Source organism: Pseudorhodobacter sp. MZDSW-24AT, assembly GCF_002794355.1.
In the GTDB taxonomy this organism is placed as follows: domain Bacteria; phylum Pseudomonadota; class Alphaproteobacteria; order Rhodobacterales; family Rhodobacteraceae; genus Pseudotabrizicola.
On record NZ_PGOI01000008.1, the window covers coordinates 241,396 to 259,672 of the forward strand.

Annotated in this window: 19 protein-coding genes; 7 read left to right on the forward strand and 12 right to left on the reverse strand. The window is 64.4% G+C overall.

From position 1 onward, the window contains the following. Positions 1-7: 7 nt before the first annotated feature. Positions 8-631 (reverse strand): hypothetical protein, encoded by a 624-nt coding sequence (locus tag CUR21_RS10790; RefSeq protein WP_100197043.1) that lies wholly within the window; start codon positions 629-631, stop codon positions 8-10. 148 nt (positions 632-779) lie between these two features. On the opposite strand from CUR21_RS10790, the gene dnaG reads away from it, so the two are divergent. The 5 genes from dnaG (at position 780) to ribD (ending at position 7,027) form a co-directional block, all read left to right on the forward strand. After that, complete coding sequence (gene dnaG / locus CUR21_RS10795) at positions 780-2,759, forward strand: DNA primase (RefSeq protein ID WP_100197044.1); 1,980 nt, start codon at positions 780-782, stop codon at positions 2,757-2,759. A 124-nt stretch (positions 2,760-2,883) separates the two neighbouring features. Continuing rightward, positions 2,884-4,893 carry an RNA polymerase sigma factor RpoD gene (gene rpoD, locus CUR21_RS10800; protein WP_100197045.1) on the forward strand — a complete coding sequence of 670 codons (2,010 nt, stop codon included), beginning with the start codon at positions 2,884-2,886 and terminating at the stop codon, positions 4,891-4,893. A gap of 138 nt (positions 4,894-5,031) precedes the next feature. Then, on the forward strand, positions 5,032-5,310 hold the full coding sequence (locus CUR21_RS10805; protein ID WP_100197046.1) for an HlyU family transcriptional regulator: 279 nt from the start codon (positions 5,032-5,034) through the stop codon (positions 5,308-5,310). A gap of 161 nt (positions 5,311-5,471) precedes the next feature. Beyond that, positions 5,472-5,939: a transcriptional regulator NrdR gene (nrdR, locus tag CUR21_RS10810; protein ID WP_100197047.1), complete on the forward strand. Its 468-nt coding sequence runs from the start codon at positions 5,472-5,474 to the stop codon at positions 5,937-5,939. A 20-nt stretch (positions 5,940-5,959) separates the two neighbouring features. Further along, positions 5,960-7,027 carry a bifunctional diaminohydroxyphosphoribosylaminopyrimidine deaminase/5-amino-6-(5-phosphoribosylamino)uracil reductase RibD gene (gene ribD, locus CUR21_RS10815; RefSeq protein WP_100197048.1) on the forward strand — a complete coding sequence of 356 codons (1,068 nt, stop codon included), beginning with the start codon at positions 5,960-5,962 and terminating at the stop codon, positions 7,025-7,027. Positions 7,028-7,039: 12 nt separating this feature from the next. Here the strand turns inward: ribD and CUR21_RS10820 are convergent, their stop codons facing one another. The 5 genes from CUR21_RS10820 to ruvC form a co-directional block, all read right to left on the reverse strand. Next, positions 7,040-7,849 (reverse strand): hypothetical protein, encoded by an 810-nt coding sequence (locus tag CUR21_RS10820; protein ID WP_100197049.1) that lies wholly within the window; start codon positions 7,847-7,849, stop codon positions 7,040-7,042. A gap of 6 nt (positions 7,850-7,855) precedes the next feature. Beyond that, on the reverse strand, positions 7,856-8,887 hold the full coding sequence (ruvB, locus tag CUR21_RS10825; RefSeq protein WP_100197050.1) for a Holliday junction branch migration DNA helicase RuvB: 1,032 nt from the start codon (positions 8,885-8,887) through the stop codon (positions 7,856-7,858). Positions 8,888-8,931: 44 nt separating this feature from the next. Further along, positions 8,932-9,861: a zinc metalloprotease HtpX gene (htpX, locus tag CUR21_RS10830; protein ID WP_100197051.1), complete on the reverse strand. Its 930-nt coding sequence runs from the start codon at positions 9,859-9,861 to the stop codon at positions 8,932-8,934. 127 nt (positions 9,862-9,988) lie between these two features. Then, a complete protein-coding gene (gene ruvA / locus CUR21_RS10835) occupies positions 9,989-10,687 on the reverse strand; it encodes a Holliday junction branch migration protein RuvA (RefSeq protein WP_100197052.1) in 699 nt (232 codons plus the stop codon). Then, a complete protein-coding gene (gene ruvC, locus CUR21_RS10840) occupies positions 10,684-11,196 on the reverse strand; it encodes a crossover junction endodeoxyribonuclease RuvC (protein ID WP_100197053.1) in 513 nt (170 codons plus the stop codon). Before ruvC ends, ruvA begins: the two co-directional genes overlap by 4 nt. A gap of 357 nt (positions 11,197-11,553) precedes the next feature. On the opposite strand from ruvC, the gene CUR21_RS10845 reads away from it, so the two are divergent. Further along, a complete protein-coding gene (locus tag CUR21_RS10845; protein ID WP_100197054.1) occupies positions 11,554-11,757 on the forward strand; it encodes a DUF1127 domain-containing protein in 204 nt (67 codons plus the stop codon). Between the two features lie 110 nt (positions 11,758-11,867). Here the strand turns inward: CUR21_RS10845 and CUR21_RS10850 are convergent, their stop codons facing one another. From CUR21_RS10850 to CUR21_RS10870, 5 genes are all read right to left on the reverse strand, one after another. After that, on the reverse strand, positions 11,868-12,233 hold the full coding sequence (locus tag CUR21_RS10850) for a hypothetical protein (RefSeq protein WP_100197055.1): 366 nt from the start codon (positions 12,231-12,233) through the stop codon (positions 11,868-11,870). A gap of 106 nt (positions 12,234-12,339) precedes the next feature. Then, on the reverse strand, positions 12,340-13,236 hold the full coding sequence (locus tag CUR21_RS10855) for a 50S ribosomal protein L11 methyltransferase (RefSeq protein WP_232622795.1): 897 nt from the start codon (positions 13,234-13,236) through the stop codon (positions 12,340-12,342). Positions 13,237-13,486: 250 nt separating this feature from the next. Further along, complete coding sequence (locus tag CUR21_RS10860) at positions 13,487-14,668, reverse strand: NAD(P)/FAD-dependent oxidoreductase (RefSeq protein ID WP_157791994.1); 1,182 nt, start codon at positions 14,666-14,668, stop codon at positions 13,487-13,489. A gap of 2 nt (positions 14,669-14,670) precedes the next feature. Then, on the reverse strand, positions 14,671-15,327 hold the full coding sequence (gene msrA, locus CUR21_RS10865; RefSeq protein WP_100197057.1) for a peptide-methionine (S)-S-oxide reductase MsrA: 657 nt from the start codon (positions 15,325-15,327) through the stop codon (positions 14,671-14,673). Between the two features lie 57 nt (positions 15,328-15,384). Next, the gene (locus tag CUR21_RS10870) at positions 15,385-16,617 is read right to left on the reverse strand and encodes an MFS transporter (protein WP_100197058.1); all 1,233 of its coding nucleotides are present in this window, start codon (positions 16,615-16,617) and stop codon (positions 15,385-15,387) included. Positions 16,618-16,737: 120 nt separating this feature from the next. Between CUR21_RS10870 and CUR21_RS10875 the strand changes: the two genes are divergently transcribed. Further along, entirely contained in the window at positions 16,738-17,574 is an 837-nt protein-coding gene (locus tag CUR21_RS10875) for a DMT family transporter (protein ID WP_100197501.1), read from the forward strand. Here CUR21_RS10875 and CUR21_RS10880 read toward each other — a convergent pair. Beyond that, positions 17,571-18,272 (reverse strand): phosphatidylcholine/phosphatidylserine synthase, encoded by a 702-nt coding sequence (locus CUR21_RS10880; protein WP_198431679.1) that lies wholly within the window; start codon positions 18,270-18,272, stop codon positions 17,571-17,573. The genes CUR21_RS10875 and CUR21_RS10880 overlap by 4 nt on opposite strands. Positions 18,273-18,277: the final 5 nt, after the last annotated feature.

Here is an 18,277-nt window from a genome sequence, read left to right on the forward strand (position 1 = left end):
ACGCGACTCAGCGCACCGCAGGCATCCGCGCCGCGAGCCGCAAGGCGTGGCTCGCATCGGTGGCCACCAACGGCATCATCGGATCATAGACCGCGCGGATCACCTCGGCGATCTCAGGCTTCAACACCGCCACCCCATCCAGCATCCCCAGCGGCGGGCGGCTCACAAAGGCCTGATCGCTCCAGACCAATATCGCCTGAACCGCCTGCGACAACGCAAGCGTGCCTGCAGGCACCTCCGCCAAAGCGGCATCCATCCGCAGGAACACGAAACAGGCCCGGATCGCACCCGAGGCGTCATAACGAAACAGCCGGTACTGGTTGGCCCCCGCCGCCTCGAGCCGGTCGAGCACACCGCCAAACCCTTCGATCAGGCGGTCAAGCTTGGGCACCACGCGCAACTCGGCCCAATCCCGGCAAAAAAACAGCATCAGATTGGCCCCAAGCTCTGGGTCGGTCTCGGCCATCTTGTGCCCGGCCAAGCCCACCACGGCCTCAATCCCGCCCTTGATCACGCCCAGCGTGGCATCTTCCACGCCAAACACCACCGGCACGATCGGCCGCCCCCACCGCGCGCAAAGATAGCTGCCGTCGCCGCGTGTGAACAGTTTCGCAATCTGATCCGCGTCCATTTCACCCTCCGTTCTTGCCCTGCCCATAGCTGTCCCGGCCGACACAGACAACGCCTGCCCCTTGCACCTTTCCCAAATACTCCCGCCGGAGGCGGCGACAGTGGCAGCCGCGCTGGACTCACAGGCCAAGAGACCCGATATAGGCCTCATGTCCTTGCCACCCGGATTCCTTGACGAATTGCGCAGCCGGATCTCGCTCTCCCAAGTCGTGGGGCGCAAGGTCACTTGGGACATGCGCAAATCCAACATGGCCAAGGGAGATTGGTGGGCGCCCTGCCCCTTCCATCAGGAAAAATCCGCAAGCTTTCACGTCGATGATCGCAAAGGCTTTTATTACTGCTTCGGCTGCCATGCCAAAGGCGATGTGCTGACCTTCATCAAGGAGTCGGAAAACACCGGCTTCATGGAGTCGGTGGAAATCCTCGCACGCGAGGCCGGGATGCAGATGCCCGCCCGCGACCCAAAGGCCGCCGAAAAGCAGGATCACCGCGCCCAGTTGGCGCAAGTCATGGAAGAGGCGGTGAAGTGGTTCCGCCTGCAACTCAAGACCGGCGCTGCGGCCGAGGCCCGCGCCTATATCGCCAAGCGCGGCCTGTCCGATGCGGCGGTCGAGCGGTGGGACATCGGCTTTGCACCCGATGCGCGGCAAGCCCTGTTCAACGCGCTGATCCAGAAAGGATTTACCGCCGATCTGATCGTCGGCTCCGGCGCTTGCGCCAAGGCCGATGACGGGTCGATCTATGATCGGTTCCGGGGTCGCATCATCTTTCCCATCCGCGATGCGCGAGGCCGGGCCATCAGCCTTGGGGGCCGCGCGATGGACCCCAATGCCCGCGCCAAATACCTCAACGGCCCGGAAACCGATCTCTTCGACAAGGGCCGCAACCTGTTCAACCATGCCCCCGCGCGGGAGGCGGCAGGCAAAGGCAAGCCGCTGATCGTCGCCGAAGGCTATATGGACGTGATCGCCCTGTCCGAGGCTGGCTTTCATGCGGCGGTTGCCCCCCTTGGCACCGCCATCACCGAAGACCAACTGCGCCTGATGTGGCGCATCGCGGATGAGCCGGTGATCGCGCTGGATGGCGATACGGCGGGCATCCGGGCGGCGCTGCGGATGATCGACCTTGCCTTGCCGCTGCTCGAGGCCGGCAAGGGCCTGCGCTTTGCCGTCCTGCCCCCCGGGCTCGACCCCGATGATCTGATCAAGCAGCAAGGCGCGCCCGCGATGCAAAAGGTGATCGAGGGCGCCCAGCCCATGGTCAGCCTGCTGTGGCGGCGCGAGACGGAAGGCAAGAACTTCGACAGCCCCGAGCGCAAGGCCGCCTTGGAAAAGTCCCTGCGCGCGGCCTTGGAGCGGATCACCGATCCGGGAATCCGCGGGCATTATGGCGAAGAGATCAAGCGGCTGCTCGGTGATCTTTTTGGCACCAATGCCCGGCCCTTCACCCCCTTTGCCGCCCGCCCGCCCCGCGCGCCTTGGCAGCCGGGGCAAAAGGGCAAGCCGTTTCAGCCCATAGCGCCGATGGCCACCACCAAGCTTTCGCTGCTGGCCTCGCCTGCCGACACGGTCGCGGACAGCCTGCGCGAGGCGGTGGTGCTCGCGGCCTGCATCCATCACCCCGGCCTGATCCCGCGCTTTGAATCGGCGCTGGAGCGGCTGGATTTTCTGGGCCATGGCCATGACATGCTGCGCAGCCTCATCCTCTATCATCAGGCAGCCCCGGACCTGCGCGCGCTCCTCATGACCGAGGCTCCCGTGCCCACCGAGGCGGTCCTTTTGCACCCGCATGTGCGCATCACATTGGCAATCGGACCAGAGGCGTCCGACGAGGCCGCCGAGAACTGTCTCGCGGAGGCTTTGGCGCGCTTGCAGGCGGATCGCGCCCATAGGCTTGAAATTGCCGATGCCGAAGACGATGTAACAGGTGTGGCAGATGAAGGCCTGACATGGCGCCTGTCCAAAGCGGCTGAGGCCCGCCACTCTGCCGCGCGCGGCCCACAAGATACCAAGGGTGAATCCGTGATCGCGCCCAATGGAATCGAATTGGATCGTGACGAGTTGAACCGGGCCCGATCGTTGCATGACTCGATTGATTTCACGCGCGGCGGCCGAGGTGGTAAACAATGAGTAACCCTTTTCCCGACCAATCGGGCAAGAAAATGCAGCATCCGGCCTTTAACCCGGCGTGATTCGCGGTATTGATTCGGAAAAGTCCGCAACGATTCGCCCCGCGCGCCCTCAAGGAGCACCCATGGCCCTGAAAGACACCGACGACGGCAAACCCGACGCAGACGAGGCCGATGTCTCCCTCGACATGAGCCAGGCCGCCGTCAAGAAGATGATCGCCGACGCGCGTGAGCGTGGCTACATCACCTATGAGCAGCTCAATCAGGTCATGCCGCCGGAGCAGGTGTCGTCCGAGCAAATCGAAGACGTCATGTCGATGCTGTCCGAAATGGGCATCAACGTGATCGAGGATGACGAAGTCGAAGACGGTGAGGCACCGCTTGGCGGCGAACTGGTCGAGTCCTCTTCCACCTCGCGCGAGGTTGCTGTCGCAGGCACCACCACCGAAACGCTGGACCGCACCGATGACCCGGTGCGGATGTATCTGCGTGAGATGGGCAGTGTGGAGCTGCTGTCGCGCGAAGGCGAGATCGCCATCGCCAAGCGCATCGAGGCTGGCCGCAACACGATGATCCTTGGGCTGTGCGAAAGCCCGCTGACCTTTCAGGCCATCACGATCTGGCGCGACGAACTTCTGAACGAAGACATCCTGCTGCGCGATGTGATCGACCTTGAGGCCACCTTTGGCCGCAGCCTTGATGGCGACGATGACATGGACGGCCCGATGGGCGCGGCCGATCTGGAAGGCGTCGATGTCAGCGCGGCCACGCCACGCCGCTCCGAAAGCTCGGAACCGGAACTGGACGCCGACGGCAACCCGCTGATGCGCAGCGACGATGACGATGAGGATGACGAAGCCTCGAACATGTCGCTGGCGGCCATGGAAGCCGCGCTGAAGCCGAAGGTTCTTGAAACGCTCGCCATCATCGCGCGCGATTACGTCAAGCTGGCCGATATGCAAGAAGCGCGGATGAACGCCACGCTGTCGGAAAAGACCCGCTTCTCCTCTGCCGACGAGGCCGCCTATCAGAAGCTGCGGTCAGAGATCGTGGTTCTGGTGAACGAGCTTCACCTGCACAACAACCGAATTGAAGCGCTGATCGACCAGCTTTATGGCATCAACCGCAAGATCATGACGATCAACTCCGGCATGGTGAAGCTTGCCGATGCGGCCCGCATCAACCGCCGCGAGTTCATCGACGAATATCAAGGCTATGAGCTGGACCCAAGCTGGTGCGACCGCATGGCCGCCAAGGGCGGGCGCGGCTGGCAGGCGCTGATGGAACGCTCGCGCGACAAAGTGGAAGAGCTGCGCGCCGAAATGGCCGCGGTCGGCCAATACATCGGCGTCGACATCAGCGAATTCCGCCGCATCGTGAATCAGGTGCAAAAGGGCGAGAAAGAGGCGCGTCAGGCCAAGAAGGAAATGGTCGAGGCCAACCTGCGCCTCGTGATCTCGATTGCCAAGAAATACACCAACCGCGGGCTGCAATTCCTTGATCTCATTCAGGAAGGCAACATCGGCCTGATGAAGGCGGTGGACAAGTTCGAATACCGCCGCGGCTACAAGTTCTCGACCTATGCCACATGGTGGATCCGTCAGGCGATCACCCGCTCAATCGCCGATCAGGCCCGCACGATCCGCATCCCGGTCCATATGATCGAGACGATCAACAAGCTGGTCCGCACGGGCCGCCAGATGCTGCACGAAATCGGCCGCGAACCCACGCCGGAGGAACTGGCCGAGAAGCTGCAAATGCCGCTGGAAAAGGTCCGCAAGGTGATGAAAATCGCCAAGGAACCGATTTCCTTGGAAACCCCGATTGGCGACGAGGAAGACAGCCAGCTCGGCGATTTCATCGAAGACAAGAACGCGATCCTGCCACTGGATTCCGCCATTCAGGAAAACCTGAAGGAAACCACCACCCGCGTTCTGGCCTCGCTCACGCCCCGCGAAGAGCGCGTGTTGCGCATGCGTTTTGGCATCGGCATGAACACCGATCACACGCTGGAAGAGGTGGGCCAGCAGTTCAGCGTCACGCGCGAACGCATCCGCCAGATCGAGGCCAAGGCGCTGCGCAAGCTCAAGCACCCCAGCCGCAGCCGCAAGCTGCGCAGCTTCCTCGACCAGTGATCCAAGATACAGGGCGGGGGGAACCCCGCCCTTTCTTCTGGCCAAAGGCGGCGGACCTTCCGCCCTCCCCCACGCGGCAAAAGGCCCTCCGCACGCGTCCTCCCTGTGCCTTTGCCTTACCCCGACAGGAGCCTGCACATGCCCTCTTTCCTTTCCCGCCTTTTCGGAAAATCCGCGGACCCGGCCCCTGCGGCAGAGCCGATCCTGCACAATGACTTTCGCATTTTCCCCGATCCGATCAAGGAAGGCGGCGTGTTCCGCATCGCGGCCCGGGTCGAGAAAACCTTTGGCGACACCGTGAAAACGCATCAGCTCATCCGCGCCGATACCCGCAGCACACAGGATGAAGCAACCGAGGCCAGCATCGCCAAGGCCAAACAGGCGATCGATCAGCTGGGTGACACGCTCTTTACCTAAAGCGCCTGAGTCTCCCACGCCACACCTCTCCCCCCTAGATCATGTGGTCGCAACTTCGGCCTAGCCCAGATCACAGGCTTCCCCCTATAGTCTGTGGATAAATGCCCGGAACACACCGGGTTCAGAGGCAGGCACATCAACGAACAAGCGAGGAGGGGGCCATGCGCTGCCCATTCTGCGGCAATATCGACACCCAGGTGAAGGACTCGCGCCCCGCCGAAGACCATGTCGCCATTCGGCGCAGGCGCTTTTGCCCGGCCTGCGGCGGCCGCTTCACAACCTATGAACGCGTGCAACTGCGCGATCTTGTGGTGATCAAATCCAGCGGCAAGCGGGAAGATTTCGACCGCGACAAGCTGGAACGCGCGATCCGCATCTCCATGCAGAAGCGCCCCATTGATCCGGATCGCATTGACCAGATGATCAGCGGCATCGTGCGCCGGCTGGAATCCATCGGCGACACCGACATCCCGTCCCGCACGATCGGCGACATCGTGATGGAAAGCCTCGCGCGGATCGATACCGTGGCCTATGTGCGCTTTGCCAGCGTCTACAAGAACTTCCAAGCAGCCGATGACTTTGACAAGTTTGTCAGCGAGCTGCGCCCCGGCGAAAAACCCGAAGAGTGAGCGCGGAAGACCACGGACATATGGCCCATGCCCTCGCACTGGCTGCGCGCGGGCTGGGCCGAACTTGGCCCAACCCGGCGGTTGGCTGCGTGCTGGTGCGCGATGGCCGCATCCTTGGCCGCGGCTGGACACAGCCGGGCGGCCGCCCCCATGCCGAACGCCGCGCGCTGGATCAGGCGGGTGAAGCGCGCGGCGCCACGGCCTATGTCACGCTGGAGCCTTGTGCCCATCACGGCAAGACTCCCCCTTGCGCCGAAGCCCTGATTGCGGCGGGCGTCACCCGCGTTGTCACCGCGCTGACAGACCCAGACCCGCGCGTCGCCGGTAAAGGCCATGCCATGCTGCGCGCCGCCGGAATCGCGGTGACGGAACATGTGCTGGCCGCAGAAGCGCAGCGCCTGAACGCGGGCTTTCTCAAGCGCGTGACGCAGGGCTTGCCCTTTGTCACCCTCAAACTTGCCACCACCCTCGATGGCCGCATCGCCACAGCCTCGGGCGAGTCGCGCTGGATCACCGGGCCCGAAGCCCGCCGCTATGTGCATGGCCTGCGCCTTGCCCATGATGCGGTGATGGCGGGCTCGGGCACCGCGCATGCCGATGATCCGGATCTGACCGCACGCGACATCGGCGCCACGCATCAACCCGTGCGCATCCTCTTGGACCGCAAGCTGCGCCACAGTCCCGCCAGCCGTCTTGGTCAGACGGCGCGCGCGCATCCGGTCTGGGTGCTTCACGGCCCCGACGCCCCGCAGGAGGCGCAACAGGCGTGGACGGCCACCGGGGCCCGACTGATGCTCTGCCCGGTTGCCGAGGGCCATCTGGACCTTGGCGCGGCGCTGTCACAGCTGGCCGCGCAGGGTCTGACCCGCATCCTGAGCGAAGGCGGCGGCACCATCGCGGCGGCCTTGATACAGGCCGGGCTGGTGGACGATCTGATCCACCTGACCGCAGGCAAGATCATCGGCGCAGAGGGGACACCCGCCTTGGGGGCCTTGGCGCTGCTGCGCCTTGCCGATGCGCCCCGTTTCCGGCGGCTGGCGCAACGCAGCCTAGGCCAAGACATGCTTTGCCACTGGACCCGCGCCTGAACCCTCCACGGGCTATTGGCGCTGCAAGACCCGCGCAATGGCGGGCGGGGGCATCCCGTCGAACGTGCCCCAAACCCGGGCCACCTCCCCTTGCTGCCACAAGGCAATACCCACACGCCCATCGGGATGGAGCGCCACCGCGCCTTGGGTCACATCGCATTGGTGCGGCTGGCAGCCACTGGCGGTGATCCAGCCGGCCTCCTCTGTGAAAAAGGTGGCAACCGAAATGATCCGCTGCGCTTCCTGCAGCGCATTTGGCCCCAACAGCGCCGTCAGCCGGGCCGTTTGTTCGGGCGCCGCCAGAAACTCGGCCGGATGGCGGCCAATCCAGACGCGCGCCGGGGCGTCCACGCCAACGCCGCTGGGGGCCGATGCCAAGGCCTGCTCACGCACGGCAGCACTTTTGCCATCCCAGTGAAAAGCCACCTGCCCTTCTCCGGGCCGCATCGAAGGCATGGTCACGATCAGAGACTCGGCATCCCATGTCACCTCGGCCAGATCCGAGCAGGTTCCAAAACGATCCGACAGCCGCACAAGGCCCGGCCGCGTGTCCAGCCAAACGAATTCCGCCGGGCACATGCTGCCCCCCGATGACACCGACAGCAGCACCACATCCCCCAGCCGCGTGCCAAAGGCCGCATAGGGCATCCCGTCGAACACAAAGCGCTGGCCGCCAATGGTCAGGACGGAATGAATGTCGTCACGGCTGAGGATCGCCGGACCCGAGGGCGTGTCGATGCGCTGCGCTGCATCCTGCGCCAGCAGCGGTGCCGATCCTCCAAAAGCCAATGCCAAAGCAATCGCGCCTGCCAGCCGTTTCATCTGCGCCTATCCTTCCGCGAAAAGATCACCCTGCCCCGGCACCTTTGGTGCCTCCAGTCCCAGATGCCGCCACGCCTTCGCCCCAAGCATCCGCCCGCGCGGCGTGCGCAGGATCAGCCCTTGTTGCAGCAGATAGGGCTCGATCACCTCTTCGATGGCATCGCGCGGCTCGCTCAGGGCCGCAGCGATGGTTTCCACCCCCACCGGCCCGCCGCCATAATTCTCGGCCAGCAGCACAAGATAGCGCCGATCCGCGCCATCCAGCCCCAGCTTGTCCACCCCCAACCGCGTCAGCGCGCGGTCAGCCAAGGCGCGGCTGATGCGTCCCCCCTCCTCCACCAAAGCGAAATCCACCACCCGGCGCAGCAGCCGCCCGGCAATGCGCGGCGTGCCGCGCGCGCGCCGCGCGATCTCCAGACAGCCCTCCGGCTCCGCCTGCACACCCAAAAGCCGCGCACCGCGGCTGACGATCTCGTGCAACTCGCCTTCGGTGTAGAATTCCAACCGGGTGGGAATGCCAAAGCGGTCGCGCAGCGGCGTTGTAAGCAAGCCCAACCGCGTGGTCGCCCCCACCAATGTAAACGGCTGCAGATCGATCCGCACCGTGCGCGCCGCCGGACCCTCGCCGATCACCAGATCCAGCGCGAAATCCTCCAGCGCCGGATACAGCACCTCTTCAACCACCGGGGAAAGCCGGTGGATTTCATCGATGAACAGCACATCGCGCGGTTCCAGATTGGTCAAGATCGCCGCCAAGTCCCCGGGCTTGGCCAGCACCGGGCCACTCGTCATGCGAAAGCCCACCCCCAATTCGCGCGCCATGATCTGCGCCAAGGTGGTCTTGCCAAGGCCGGGGGGGCCATGAAACAACGTGTGATCCATCGCATCGCCCCGCATGCGCGCGGCCTCGATGAAGACGCGCAGGTTGGCGCGCGCCTCGGCCTGACCTATGAATTCCTCAAGCCCCTGCGGGCGCAAGGCGCGGTCAGTGTCTTCGGGCAGGCGCTCCGGGCGCAGGGCGGGGTCTGGTTCCAACATGGCGGAACAATCCCCGAACGCGCGCACTTTGGCAAGCGGTCAGATCAGACCCACGGCCCCGACTTCGGCCCCGACCGCCCGCCTGCGCGCGGCACCGATGACCGTGTCATGGCCGCCTCTGCCCTGCCCGCCCGTCGCACAGGCGGCATCGCCTCCAGCGCGGCAATCCGGTTGGCCGTGTTGGGATGGGTGGAAAACAGCTTGTCATGGGCATGGGCATGCAAAGGGTTGATGATGAACATATGCGCAATCGCCGGATTGCGCTCGGCCGCGTTGTTGTCGATGCCTTTGGCGAAAGCCTCGATCTTGCGCAGCGCATCCGCCAGCCAACGCGGCTCGCCACAGATCTCGGCCCCCACCCGATCGGCCTCATATTCGCGCGACCGCGAAATCGCCATCTGCACCAAAGCCGCCGCCAAAGGCGCGAGAATCATCAAAGCCAAGGTGCCGATCACGCCCCCCGGACGCTCGCGGTCGCCGCCGAAGAACAGCGCGAAATTCGCCAGCATGGAGATCGCCCCGGCAAAGGTCGCCGTCACCGTCATGATCAGCGTGTCACGATTGCGGATATGGGCCAGCTCATGCGCCATCACCGCCGCCACCTCCTCTTCGGTCAGCCGCCGCAGCAGCCCCGTCGTCGCCGCCACCGCCGCATTCTCGGGGTTGCGCCCGGTGGCAAAGGCATTGGGCTGGTCGGTCTCGATGACATATACCTTGGGCCGCGGCATGCCCGCCCCATCCGCCAGCTGGTTGACCATGCGCACCAACCCCGGCGCGCTCCTCTCATCCACCGCCTTGGCGCCCGTCATCGACAGCACCGCCTTGTCGGAATTCCAATAGGCAAAAACATTCATGGCCGCCGCCAGCACAAGCGCGACCGCCGCCCCGCCCGTTCCGCCCAGCATGGCCCCAAGGCCCATGAAAAGCGCGGTCAAAGCCGCCATCAACATGCCTGTCTTCACATAGCCAGCCATCGGGTGCCCTTTCTGTGTTGCCTCAGGATATGGGCAGGCCCACCGAGGCTGAAAACCCCCATGACCTTTATCTTGGCCAAAATATCCCGGGGGGACGCCGCAGGCGGGGGGGCAGAGCCCCCCTTTCTCAGCGCGGGGCCAGCACGCGCAGCGCCTTGCGGATCAAGGTGCCGGTGTCCGCTTCCGGCTCTTCGCCTGCCACTGTCGCCACAGCCTGGGCTGCATCGCCTTGCCCGTAGCCAAGGTTGAGCAGCGCCGAAAGCGCATCGGCCGTGATGGCCGCCCGTCGCGCCGGGGCGTCATCCGCCTTGGCAGGCGTTTTCGGCGCCGCCCGTTTGCGCGGCGCATCCGCGGCCGCGATCTCTTCGATCACCGCCGCATCCACCTCAGCGCGCGCCGACAGGCTTACGCCCGCCGCCATCACCGAGGGCGCCTTGGCCTTCAGCTCCAGGATCACCCGCTGCGCGAGCTTTGGCCCCACCCCCGGCGCCGCCTGCACGGCGCGGGCATCCCCCAGCGTGATTGCGCGTGCGACCCCTTCGGGCCCCAGCGCCCCCAAAATCGAAAGCGCGGCCTTCGCCCCCACGCCTTGCACCGTCACCAGCAGACGGTGCCATTCCTTCTCCAGCATGCTCGGAAAGCCGAACAATTGCAGCAGATCCTCGCGCACCACCAGCTCGGTATACAATGACACCGGCTCGCCCAAGACTGGCAGGCCCGCCAGCGTGCGCTCTGACACATGCACGATATAGCCCACGCCGCGCACATCGATCAGCACCTCGCCCGGCCCGCGCCAATCCAACCTGCCCGAAATCTTCCCGATCATCCTGCCGCCCTTTTCACTGCAGCCTGCAACCGGCCCGAGGATTGCACATGATGCGCATGGCAAATCGCAATCGCCAAGGCATCGGCGGCGTCCGCCCCTTTGATCACCACCCCCGGCAGATGCAGCCGCACCATATGGTCCACCTGTTGCTTGGCGGCATGGCCGACGCCCACCACGCATTTCTTCACCGCGTTGGGGGCATATTCCCCCACCTCCAGCCCGAACTGCGCCGGAACCAGCAGCGCGATCCCCCGCGCCTGCCCCAGTTTCAAGGTGGCCACCGCATCCTTGTTCACGAATGTATGCTCCACCGCCGCCGTTTCCGGCTGCCAGATCCGCAGAACCTCTGTCAGCTGAGCGTGCAAGCTGCGCAGACGCTCGGCCAAGGTGCCGTCACCCCCTTCGGAATGGCAGATGCCATTGGCGACATGGGTGATGCGCGCGCCCATCACATCGATCACACCCCAGCCAAGGTTTCGCAACCCCGGATCGATTCCCAAAACCCGCATGCCCGCCCTTGCCCCTGTTTTGTGAAAATCTTTCTTGACCAAGGGCTAGCACGAAAGGGGAACATAGGCCAAGCCCTTCCCGAAATCCGGCGACGCGCGCCGCAAAACAGGTGCCGCGCGTCACGGGTCTGTTACGCAGGTGCAGCAAAAGCGACCTTCCGCAGATCACCCGCGACGCAATCGCCGCCAAGGCCGCCAGAGCCTTAAAATTAAGGTAAAATTGCGGCCTCCTCCCATGCAGGCGCTGCATGGCTGCCATGCCAATCGCTCCACTTGCTTTGCATATGCAGCATCGTTATGTGGCAACGCGAGGGCAAAAATGCCTCTCCAGTAAGCAGTTTAAAAAGGATAACCGCCATGGCCGCCTATGAGACGACCCGCACGGCGCCGTTCGGCGCCATCTCGATTTTCCGCGCCGTTCAAGGCATCGGCAGCATGTTCGCTGCTGTCTCCGCTTGGAACGATGCCCGCATCACCCGCAAGGCCCTGTCCAAACTTTCGGACCGTGAGCTTGACGATATCGGTCTGTGCCGCGGCGACATCGAGAGCCTGACCCGCTGATCCAAGGGCGCACCCGCTCGCAATCAGCCCTCTCAGCCGAATGCCAAAGGCCACCGAGCAGCGCTCTGGTGGCCTTTTTGCTGCGCTGGGACCGCCGGGCGCGGCGCGGCTCAGCCGTCCAGCCGCGCCAAGGCGCCGATCTGCCCTGCAAGCGTGGCCGTCAGCGGATCGGCTTGCATCAGCCAGCCCCCGATCCGTGCGACCCCGTCCTGCGCCAGCAAGCCAGCCACGCGCATCTCATAGGCCGGTCCGCCAAGCTCATACAGAACCAACGCTTTCAGCACCGTGCCGAACATCAACGCGATGACAAGCGGCCGCAGGACCGGCACGCGCCAAAAGCGCCCGCGTCTGGTGTTCTTACGGCTGTAGAAAGAGCGCCCCAAAGCGCCCTCGGCCTCAAATCCATAGCCCTTGGCGCGGGCCTTCTGGATGCGTTCGATGCGATTGTTGAACTCAGCGATGCCTGGGTCATACATGACCAAACTCCACACTCATACACCCCACGAGACCATCCTAGGGCAGAAATGTGGCGTCGCCGCGGCGCTTTTCTCAGAGCCTTGGCAACAATCGCCGGGCTTTGTCTCAAATCCGGCGCATCACAAGCGTGGACCACTCTCCGATGTCCTCACGCCCCACCGGCTCGAAACCAGCCGCGACATAGGCGGCAGTCACGGTTTCGGCCTGCACCACCAGCAGACCCGACAGGATGCACAATCCCCCTGCCCCCAGATGGGCCGCCATCGGCGGCGCCAGCTCGATCAGCGGACCCTTGAGGATATTGGCAAAGACCAGATCAAAGGGCGCGGCCTCGGCAAGGCGCGGATGCGCAAAGCCTGCGGCCTCCATGCATTCGATCCGGCCTTCCAACCCGTTGATCAACACATTCGCCCGCGCCACATCCACCGCCACTTGGTCGATGTCGCTGGCCAGCACCAAAGCCTCGGGCAGCACGGCCGCCGCCGCCATCGCCAGAACGGCGGTGCCGCAGCCGATGTCGGCAACACGGGCGGGGGCAAAGCCTTCGCTGAACAGCCGGTCAAAGGCACGCAAACATCCCAGCGTGGTGCCATGATGCCCGGTGCCAAAGGCGACCGTCGCCTCAATCTGCAACGCCACCCGATCCGGCCCCAGCCCGGTCGCCCGCTCGGCATCATGGCTGCCAAACACAAAGAAGCGCCCCGCCTCGACCGGCGCCAACTCGCGCCGCACCTTGGCCACCCAGTCGATCTCCGGCAGTTCGGAAATCACAAAAGGCTTTGCGCCATGGGCACTGCCCAGCTGATCCAGCATCGCGGCATCGGGCTCCTCCAGAAAATAGGACCCCACCTCCCACAGACCGGAGTCATCCTCGATTTCAAACGCGCCAACGCCATAAGGCGCGGGTTCCATCGCCTCGATCGCTTCTGCAAGCGCTTTGGCAGCCCCCTCCCCCGGCAGGGTTGTCAGCGCGGTAAAGGTGCGCTGTGCATGCTCCGTCACGGTGAAGGCCGTCGCCCCGAAAGCCTCGGCCAGCACATCCAGCACCGCGCCATTCGGCGCTTTGGCGAACAGGGCCACCACTCGGGCAAGACCGGGCGTCTCGGCCTCGTCGTAAATCTCCACCTCCATCGGTTCCGGCTGCATCCGCTCCAGCGCCTGCGCCAAGGCTTCGGCGGCATCGTCACCGGCAATCGTGGTCAGGGCGGTATAGGTGGGCATGGCAAAACCTCTGGCAGTTGCGCCTCAGGGCCTAGCCGCCGCTGCCAGTGGCGTCAAGGCGACTGCGCGCATGGCGTGCCGCCAGCACCCGCCACATCACCCCGGCCAGACGGCGTGGCCCCAGATCGGCGTAATCCATCTCACCCGCCAAAAGCGCCAGATAGCGGCGTTGCAGGTGATCCGAACCGGCGAGGCTGCGCAAAAGCCGTGGTTGCAGCGCCGGGTGATACACCAGCTTCGCCAAAAGCCGCGCCCGCACCAGCTCGGCCCGGACCGGACCCATCCGCCTGTGATAGCGCTGAAACGCCGAGTCCGGCGCGCGCGCCCGAAGCGCCTCCACCGCCGCCTGCCCTGCCATCTGGCCCGAAAGGATGGCCCAACCAATGCCCTCGCCCGTGATCGGATCGACCAGACCCGCCGCATCCCCTGCCAAAAGCACGGATCCCCGCCCTGCCTGAGGCCGCGACGTGCCCGACGGCAGGTGATGCCCCTTGATCTTTACCAGTGCCGGATCCACGCCGCGCGCGCGCAACCAAGCGTGAAACCGGGGGCGCAAATCCTGATCCTGCACCGCCAGTCCGCCGATGCCCAAGGTGCGCCCCTGCGGCTTCGGGAAATCCCAGCCATAGCCCCAAGGCAGCGCTGTCAGATCCAGCTCGGTCTCCGGCCCCGGTGCGCCCGGCACCTCGGCTTCCAGCGCAAAGCCCATGCTGCGCAGGTCCGGCCCGCCGCCCAAAAGCGCGCGCGCCACCGCCGAGTGAACGCCATCCGCCCCGATCACCACCGCCGCTTGCAACACCTGCCCATCGGCCAGCGTCACCCGCCCTGCCTCGGGAGCACAGTCCATCATCCGCTGGCCGCAGCAATCCACCGCCCCCGCCGCGATGGCCCGCGCGCGCAAGACCGCGTCAAAGCCGCTCCGCATGGTCATGTAAATCGGGGGCGCTGGTTCCACCCGTGCCACGGTGGCGGTGCCGCTGGAAAACCGCACCGCGCGGCTGACATGAAACAGATCCTGCGGCAGGTCGCCAAAAACCGCGCGGGCATATCCATAGGCCCGCGCCGTAACCCCACCGCCACACAGCTTGTCGCGCGGGAAAGCCGCCTTGTCGATCAAGGCCACCCGCAGCCCGGCGGATGCGGCGGTGATCGCGGCGGCCGCACCCGCAGGCCCGGCCCCGATCACCAGCACATCCAGTGCGGGCTGCGGCAAGATCAGGCCGAAACGCCGGTGCCAATCGGGCAGGTCACACCCGTGCCGCCGATCCCGCAATAGCCGTTCGGGTTCTTCTCAAGGTATTGCTGGTGGTAGTCCTCGGCATAGTAGAACACCGGGGCGGGCAGGATCTCGGTGGTGATCGCGCCCCGCCCTGCCGCCGTCAACGCGGCCTGATAGACGGCCTTGCTGGCCTCGGCGGCCTCGGCCTGCGCAGGCGTGTAGGTGTAGATGCCGCTGCGGTAAGTGGACCCCACGTCATTGCCCTGACGCATGCCTTGTGTGGGATCGTGGTTTTCCCAGAACAGCTTCAACAGCTGCTCGTAACTCACCACCGACGGGTCATAGATCACCCGCACCACCTCATTGTGCCCGGTCAGCTGGGTGCAGGTTTCCTTATAGGTCGGGTTCGGCGTGTAGCCTGCGGCATAGCCCACCATCGTCAGCCAGACGCCGGGCACCTGCCAGAACTTGCGCTCGACGCCCCAGAAGCAGCCCATGCCGAACATCGCCTCTTCCATGCCCTCGGGCACGGGGGATTTCAGCGGAATGCCGGAAATGAAATGCGTCTCGGCGGTCGGCAGCGGCTCTGCCCGCCCGGGCAGCGCGTTCTTGGGGTCAACCATCTGCGTCTTGGCGCGGTCCATGAAGAACATCTTGAAACTCTCCTAATGCCAGACTCGATATATAGGAACGATCGCCCGAACCGCCACTCATTCCGCCGGTTGTGGCAGGCCGCGTGCAAAGATTGTTTCATATCCCGGCTCGGGATGGCGGGGGATCAGCAGGACCAGCGCGAAAGCGATCAGCGCCATCCCCGCGCCAAGCAGAAACACGTAATCCGGCGAAGTCGCCCACAGATACCCCATCGCGGCCGGCAAAAACACCGCAGCGATGTGGTTGATGGTGAAGGAAACCGCCGCCGTAGGGGCAATATCGGCAGGATCGGCGATCTTCTGAAAATAGGTGCGCAGGGCAAAGGAGAGCGCAAAGAACATCTGATCGGCGATATACAGCGCCCCGGCGATCACCAGCCCCCAGCCGAACCAGTAAAGCCCGCCATACAGCAGGAACACCAGCGTCAGTCCCAGATACTCGAAGGCCATCACCGAACGTTCGCCAAACCGCCCCAAGGCGCGCCCCATCGCCGGGGCCGCCACCATCTGCAGAACATAGTTGATGAGCAAAAGCGCCGTCATCTCTGACACTTTCATGCCAAAGCGTTCGACCATCATGAACCCGGCAAAGACCACAAAGATCTGCCGCCGCGATCCGGCCATGAATTGCAGCGCATAAAACAGCCAATAGCGCCGCCGCAGCACGATGGAGTTGCGCTGCTTGACCGGGTTCACGAATTGCGGATAGGCCAAGGCCGCAAAAAGCGTAAGCAGGATCGTCGCCCCGCCCGACACCATGTAAACCGTGTCATAGGTCAGCGCGAACCGCTCCCACAGCACCACCAGCAGGCCATAGGCCAGCAGCGCCGCCCCGGACCCCACCGCCACAATCCGCCCCAGCACCTGTGGCGCGCGGCCCTTCTCCACCCATTGCAGTTGCAAGGATTGGTTGACCGTCTCGAAGTAGTGAAAGCCGATCGACGACAGCAAGGTCACGATCAGCAACCCGCCAAAGCTGGGAAACCACGCCGTCACCGCCGTTGCCAGCCCCAGAAGCAGCAGGCTCGACAACGCCAGCACCTGTTCACGGAACACCAGCAAAAGCGCGATCACCAGCACCGCCAGCAAGCCCGGAATCTCGCGCACCGTGTGCAGCCAGCCGATCTCGACCCCGGTGAACCCGGCCATCTCGATCACAAAGTTGTTCAGCACCGCCGACCATGTGGCAAAGGCCAAAGGCATCGCAGCGGCCATCACATACAGCAGCGCCTCGGGCCTGCGCCAACGCGGCAAGCTGTGGGCATCATCAAGGGACATGCGCTCGAACATAGCAAATCCCCTACACCCGAAGCGCGCGCCGTGCCAAGCGCGCGATTGTGTGGGTTACAGAGGCCCGTCTTGCGCCCTCCTTAGCACCCGCTTACGCATGGAGAAAACGAGGGCATGGGCATGAGCCTTGGGGTGTTTCTGGCCGTTCTGGGCGCGGCCTTCCTGCATGCGCTGTGGAACGCGCTGATCAAGCTGGGCACCTCGAAGGTGGGCACCATGGTGATCCTCTCGGTGATCGAAGTGCCCATCGGCCTTGCCGTCATCGCGGTCTCGCCCCCCATCGACCCGGCGGCGATCCCTTGGGTCATCGCGGCGGGATGCACGCATTTCGCCTACAAGTTCTTCCTCACCTACGCCTATGACCGGGGCGACCTGTCGCGCGTCTATCCGATCGCGCGTGGCGCGGCGCCCATGGTGGTGGCGCTGGTGGGCGCGCTGATGCTGCCCGATGCGGTCAGCGGCCAGCAATATCTTGCCATCGCCGTGCTGGGCTGCGGCATCCTTCTGATGGCACGCGGCGTCTTCTCCAGCGGCGAGGACCGCCGCCTTTTGCCCTTCGCCTTGGGCTCGGCGGCGGCCACCGCGACCTATACGATGATCGACGGCATGGGGGCTCGCATTTCCGGCGCGCCCGCCGCCTATGTGGCTTGGGTCTTCGTCGCCGATGGCCTGATCTTCACCTTGGGCATGCTCGCGCTGCGCGGCCGGTCTGTCCTGCCGATGAACCGCCGGGCTTGGGCGCTTGGGTCTGTCGCCTCGGCCGCAAGCTATGGGGCCTATGCCGTGTCGATCTGGGCGATGACCATCGCCCCCATCGCGGTGGTGGCCGCCTTGCGCGAAACCTCGATCCTGTTCGCCGTGCTGATCGGATGGATCGCCTTCGGCGAAAAAATGAACGGCGAGAAAGCCCTCGCCGCTCTTGTCATCGTCGCAGGGGTCTTGCTCACCCGGCTTTAACGCAGGCCCGGCCGCTCCGGGATCACCTGTTGCGCGATCCCCGCGAAGGTCAGGTAAAGCGAGGTCAGGATCAGCCCCCAATGCGCCCAAGACGCCGGGTGGAATTCCACGAACGCCGCCCAACCGGCAAAAATCACCCACAGCAGCGAAACCGGCAAGGACACCGCGCGCCAGCGTTTGGTGCGGGTCGGGTGGATGAACTTCAGGTTCAGGAACATGGCCACCGTCAGCGCGATCACAATCGCCAGAATCACACCTTTGCTCGGAGCCACCGCGAACAGAACCAGCACCACCATGTTCCAGCAGGCCGGAAAGCCTGAAAAGGATTTGTCCTTTGTCTTCATGCGGGTATCGGCGAAATAGATCACCGAGCCATAGACAATCACAATGATTGCAATCCAGCCTGTCCAGCCCGGCAGCAGGCCGGACTTGAACAAGGCATAGGCCGGAATGAAAACATAGGTCAGGAAGTCGATGATCAGGTCCAGCAGAACCCCATCATAATTCGGCCAGTTCTTGTTCACCTCGTAGCGCCGTGCCAGAGGCCCGTCGATGCCATCGACAATCAGGGCAAACACCAGCCACAAAAACATCAGGCTCCACTTTTCCTCGACAGCCGCCAGCATGGCGAACATCGACAAAACAGCGCCAGAAGCGGTCAGCAGGTGAACGGAGAGGGCTTTGTAACGTAGATCCATCACGT

Excerpts from the sequence above, each read along its gene's own strand:
- CUR21_RS10790 (WP_100197043.1), bottom strand. The coding sequence starts at position 631 with ATGGACGCGGATCAGATTGCGAAACTGTTCACACGCGGCGACGGCAGC.
- dnaG (WP_100197044.1), top strand. The coding sequence starts at position 780 with ATGTCCTTGCCACCCGGATTCCTTGACGAATTGCGCAGCCGGATCTCG.
- rpoD (WP_100197045.1), top strand. The coding sequence starts at position 2,884 with ATGGCCCTGAAAGACACCGACGACGGCAAACCCGACGCAGACGAGGCC.
- CUR21_RS10805 (WP_100197046.1), top strand. The coding sequence starts at position 5,032 with ATGCCCTCTTTCCTTTCCCGCCTTTTCGGAAAATCCGCGGACCCGGCC.
- nrdR (WP_100197047.1), top strand. The coding sequence starts at position 5,472 with ATGCGCTGCCCATTCTGCGGCAATATCGACACCCAGGTGAAGGACTCG.
- ribD (WP_100197048.1), top strand. The coding sequence starts at position 5,960 with ATGGCCCATGCCCTCGCACTGGCTGCGCGCGGGCTGGGCCGAACTTGG.
- CUR21_RS10820 (WP_100197049.1), bottom strand. The coding sequence starts at position 7,849 with ATGAAACGGCTGGCAGGCGCGATTGCTTTGGCATTGGCTTTTGGAGGA.
- ruvB (WP_100197050.1), bottom strand. The coding sequence starts at position 8,887 with ATGTTGGAACCAGACCCCGCCCTGCGCCCGGAGCGCCTGCCCGAAGAC.
- htpX (WP_100197051.1), bottom strand. The coding sequence starts at position 9,861 with ATGGCTGGCTATGTGAAGACAGGCATGTTGATGGCGGCTTTGACCGCG.
- ruvA (WP_100197052.1), bottom strand. The coding sequence starts at position 10,687 with ATGATCGGGAAGATTTCGGGCAGGTTGGATTGGCGCGGGCCGGGCGAG.
- ruvC (WP_100197053.1), bottom strand. The coding sequence starts at position 11,196 with ATGCGGGTTTTGGGAATCGATCCGGGGTTGCGAAACCTTGGCTGGGGT.
- CUR21_RS10845 (WP_100197054.1), top strand. The coding sequence starts at position 11,554 with ATGGCCGCCTATGAGACGACCCGCACGGCGCCGTTCGGCGCCATCTCG.
- CUR21_RS10850 (WP_100197055.1), bottom strand. The coding sequence starts at position 12,233 with ATGTATGACCCAGGCATCGCTGAGTTCAACAATCGCATCGAACGCATC.
- msrA (WP_100197057.1), bottom strand. The coding sequence starts at position 15,327 with ATGTTCTTCATGGACCGCGCCAAGACGCAGATGGTTGACCCCAAGAAC.
- CUR21_RS10870 (WP_100197058.1), bottom strand. The coding sequence starts at position 16,617 with ATGTTCGAGCGCATGTCCCTTGATGATGCCCACAGCTTGCCGCGTTGG.
- CUR21_RS10875 (WP_100197501.1), top strand. The coding sequence starts at position 16,738 with ATGAGCCTTGGGGTGTTTCTGGCCGTTCTGGGCGCGGCCTTCCTGCAT.
- CUR21_RS10880 (WP_198431679.1), bottom strand. The coding sequence starts at position 18,272 with ATGGATCTACGTTACAAAGCCCTCTCCGTTCACCTGCTGACCGCTTCT.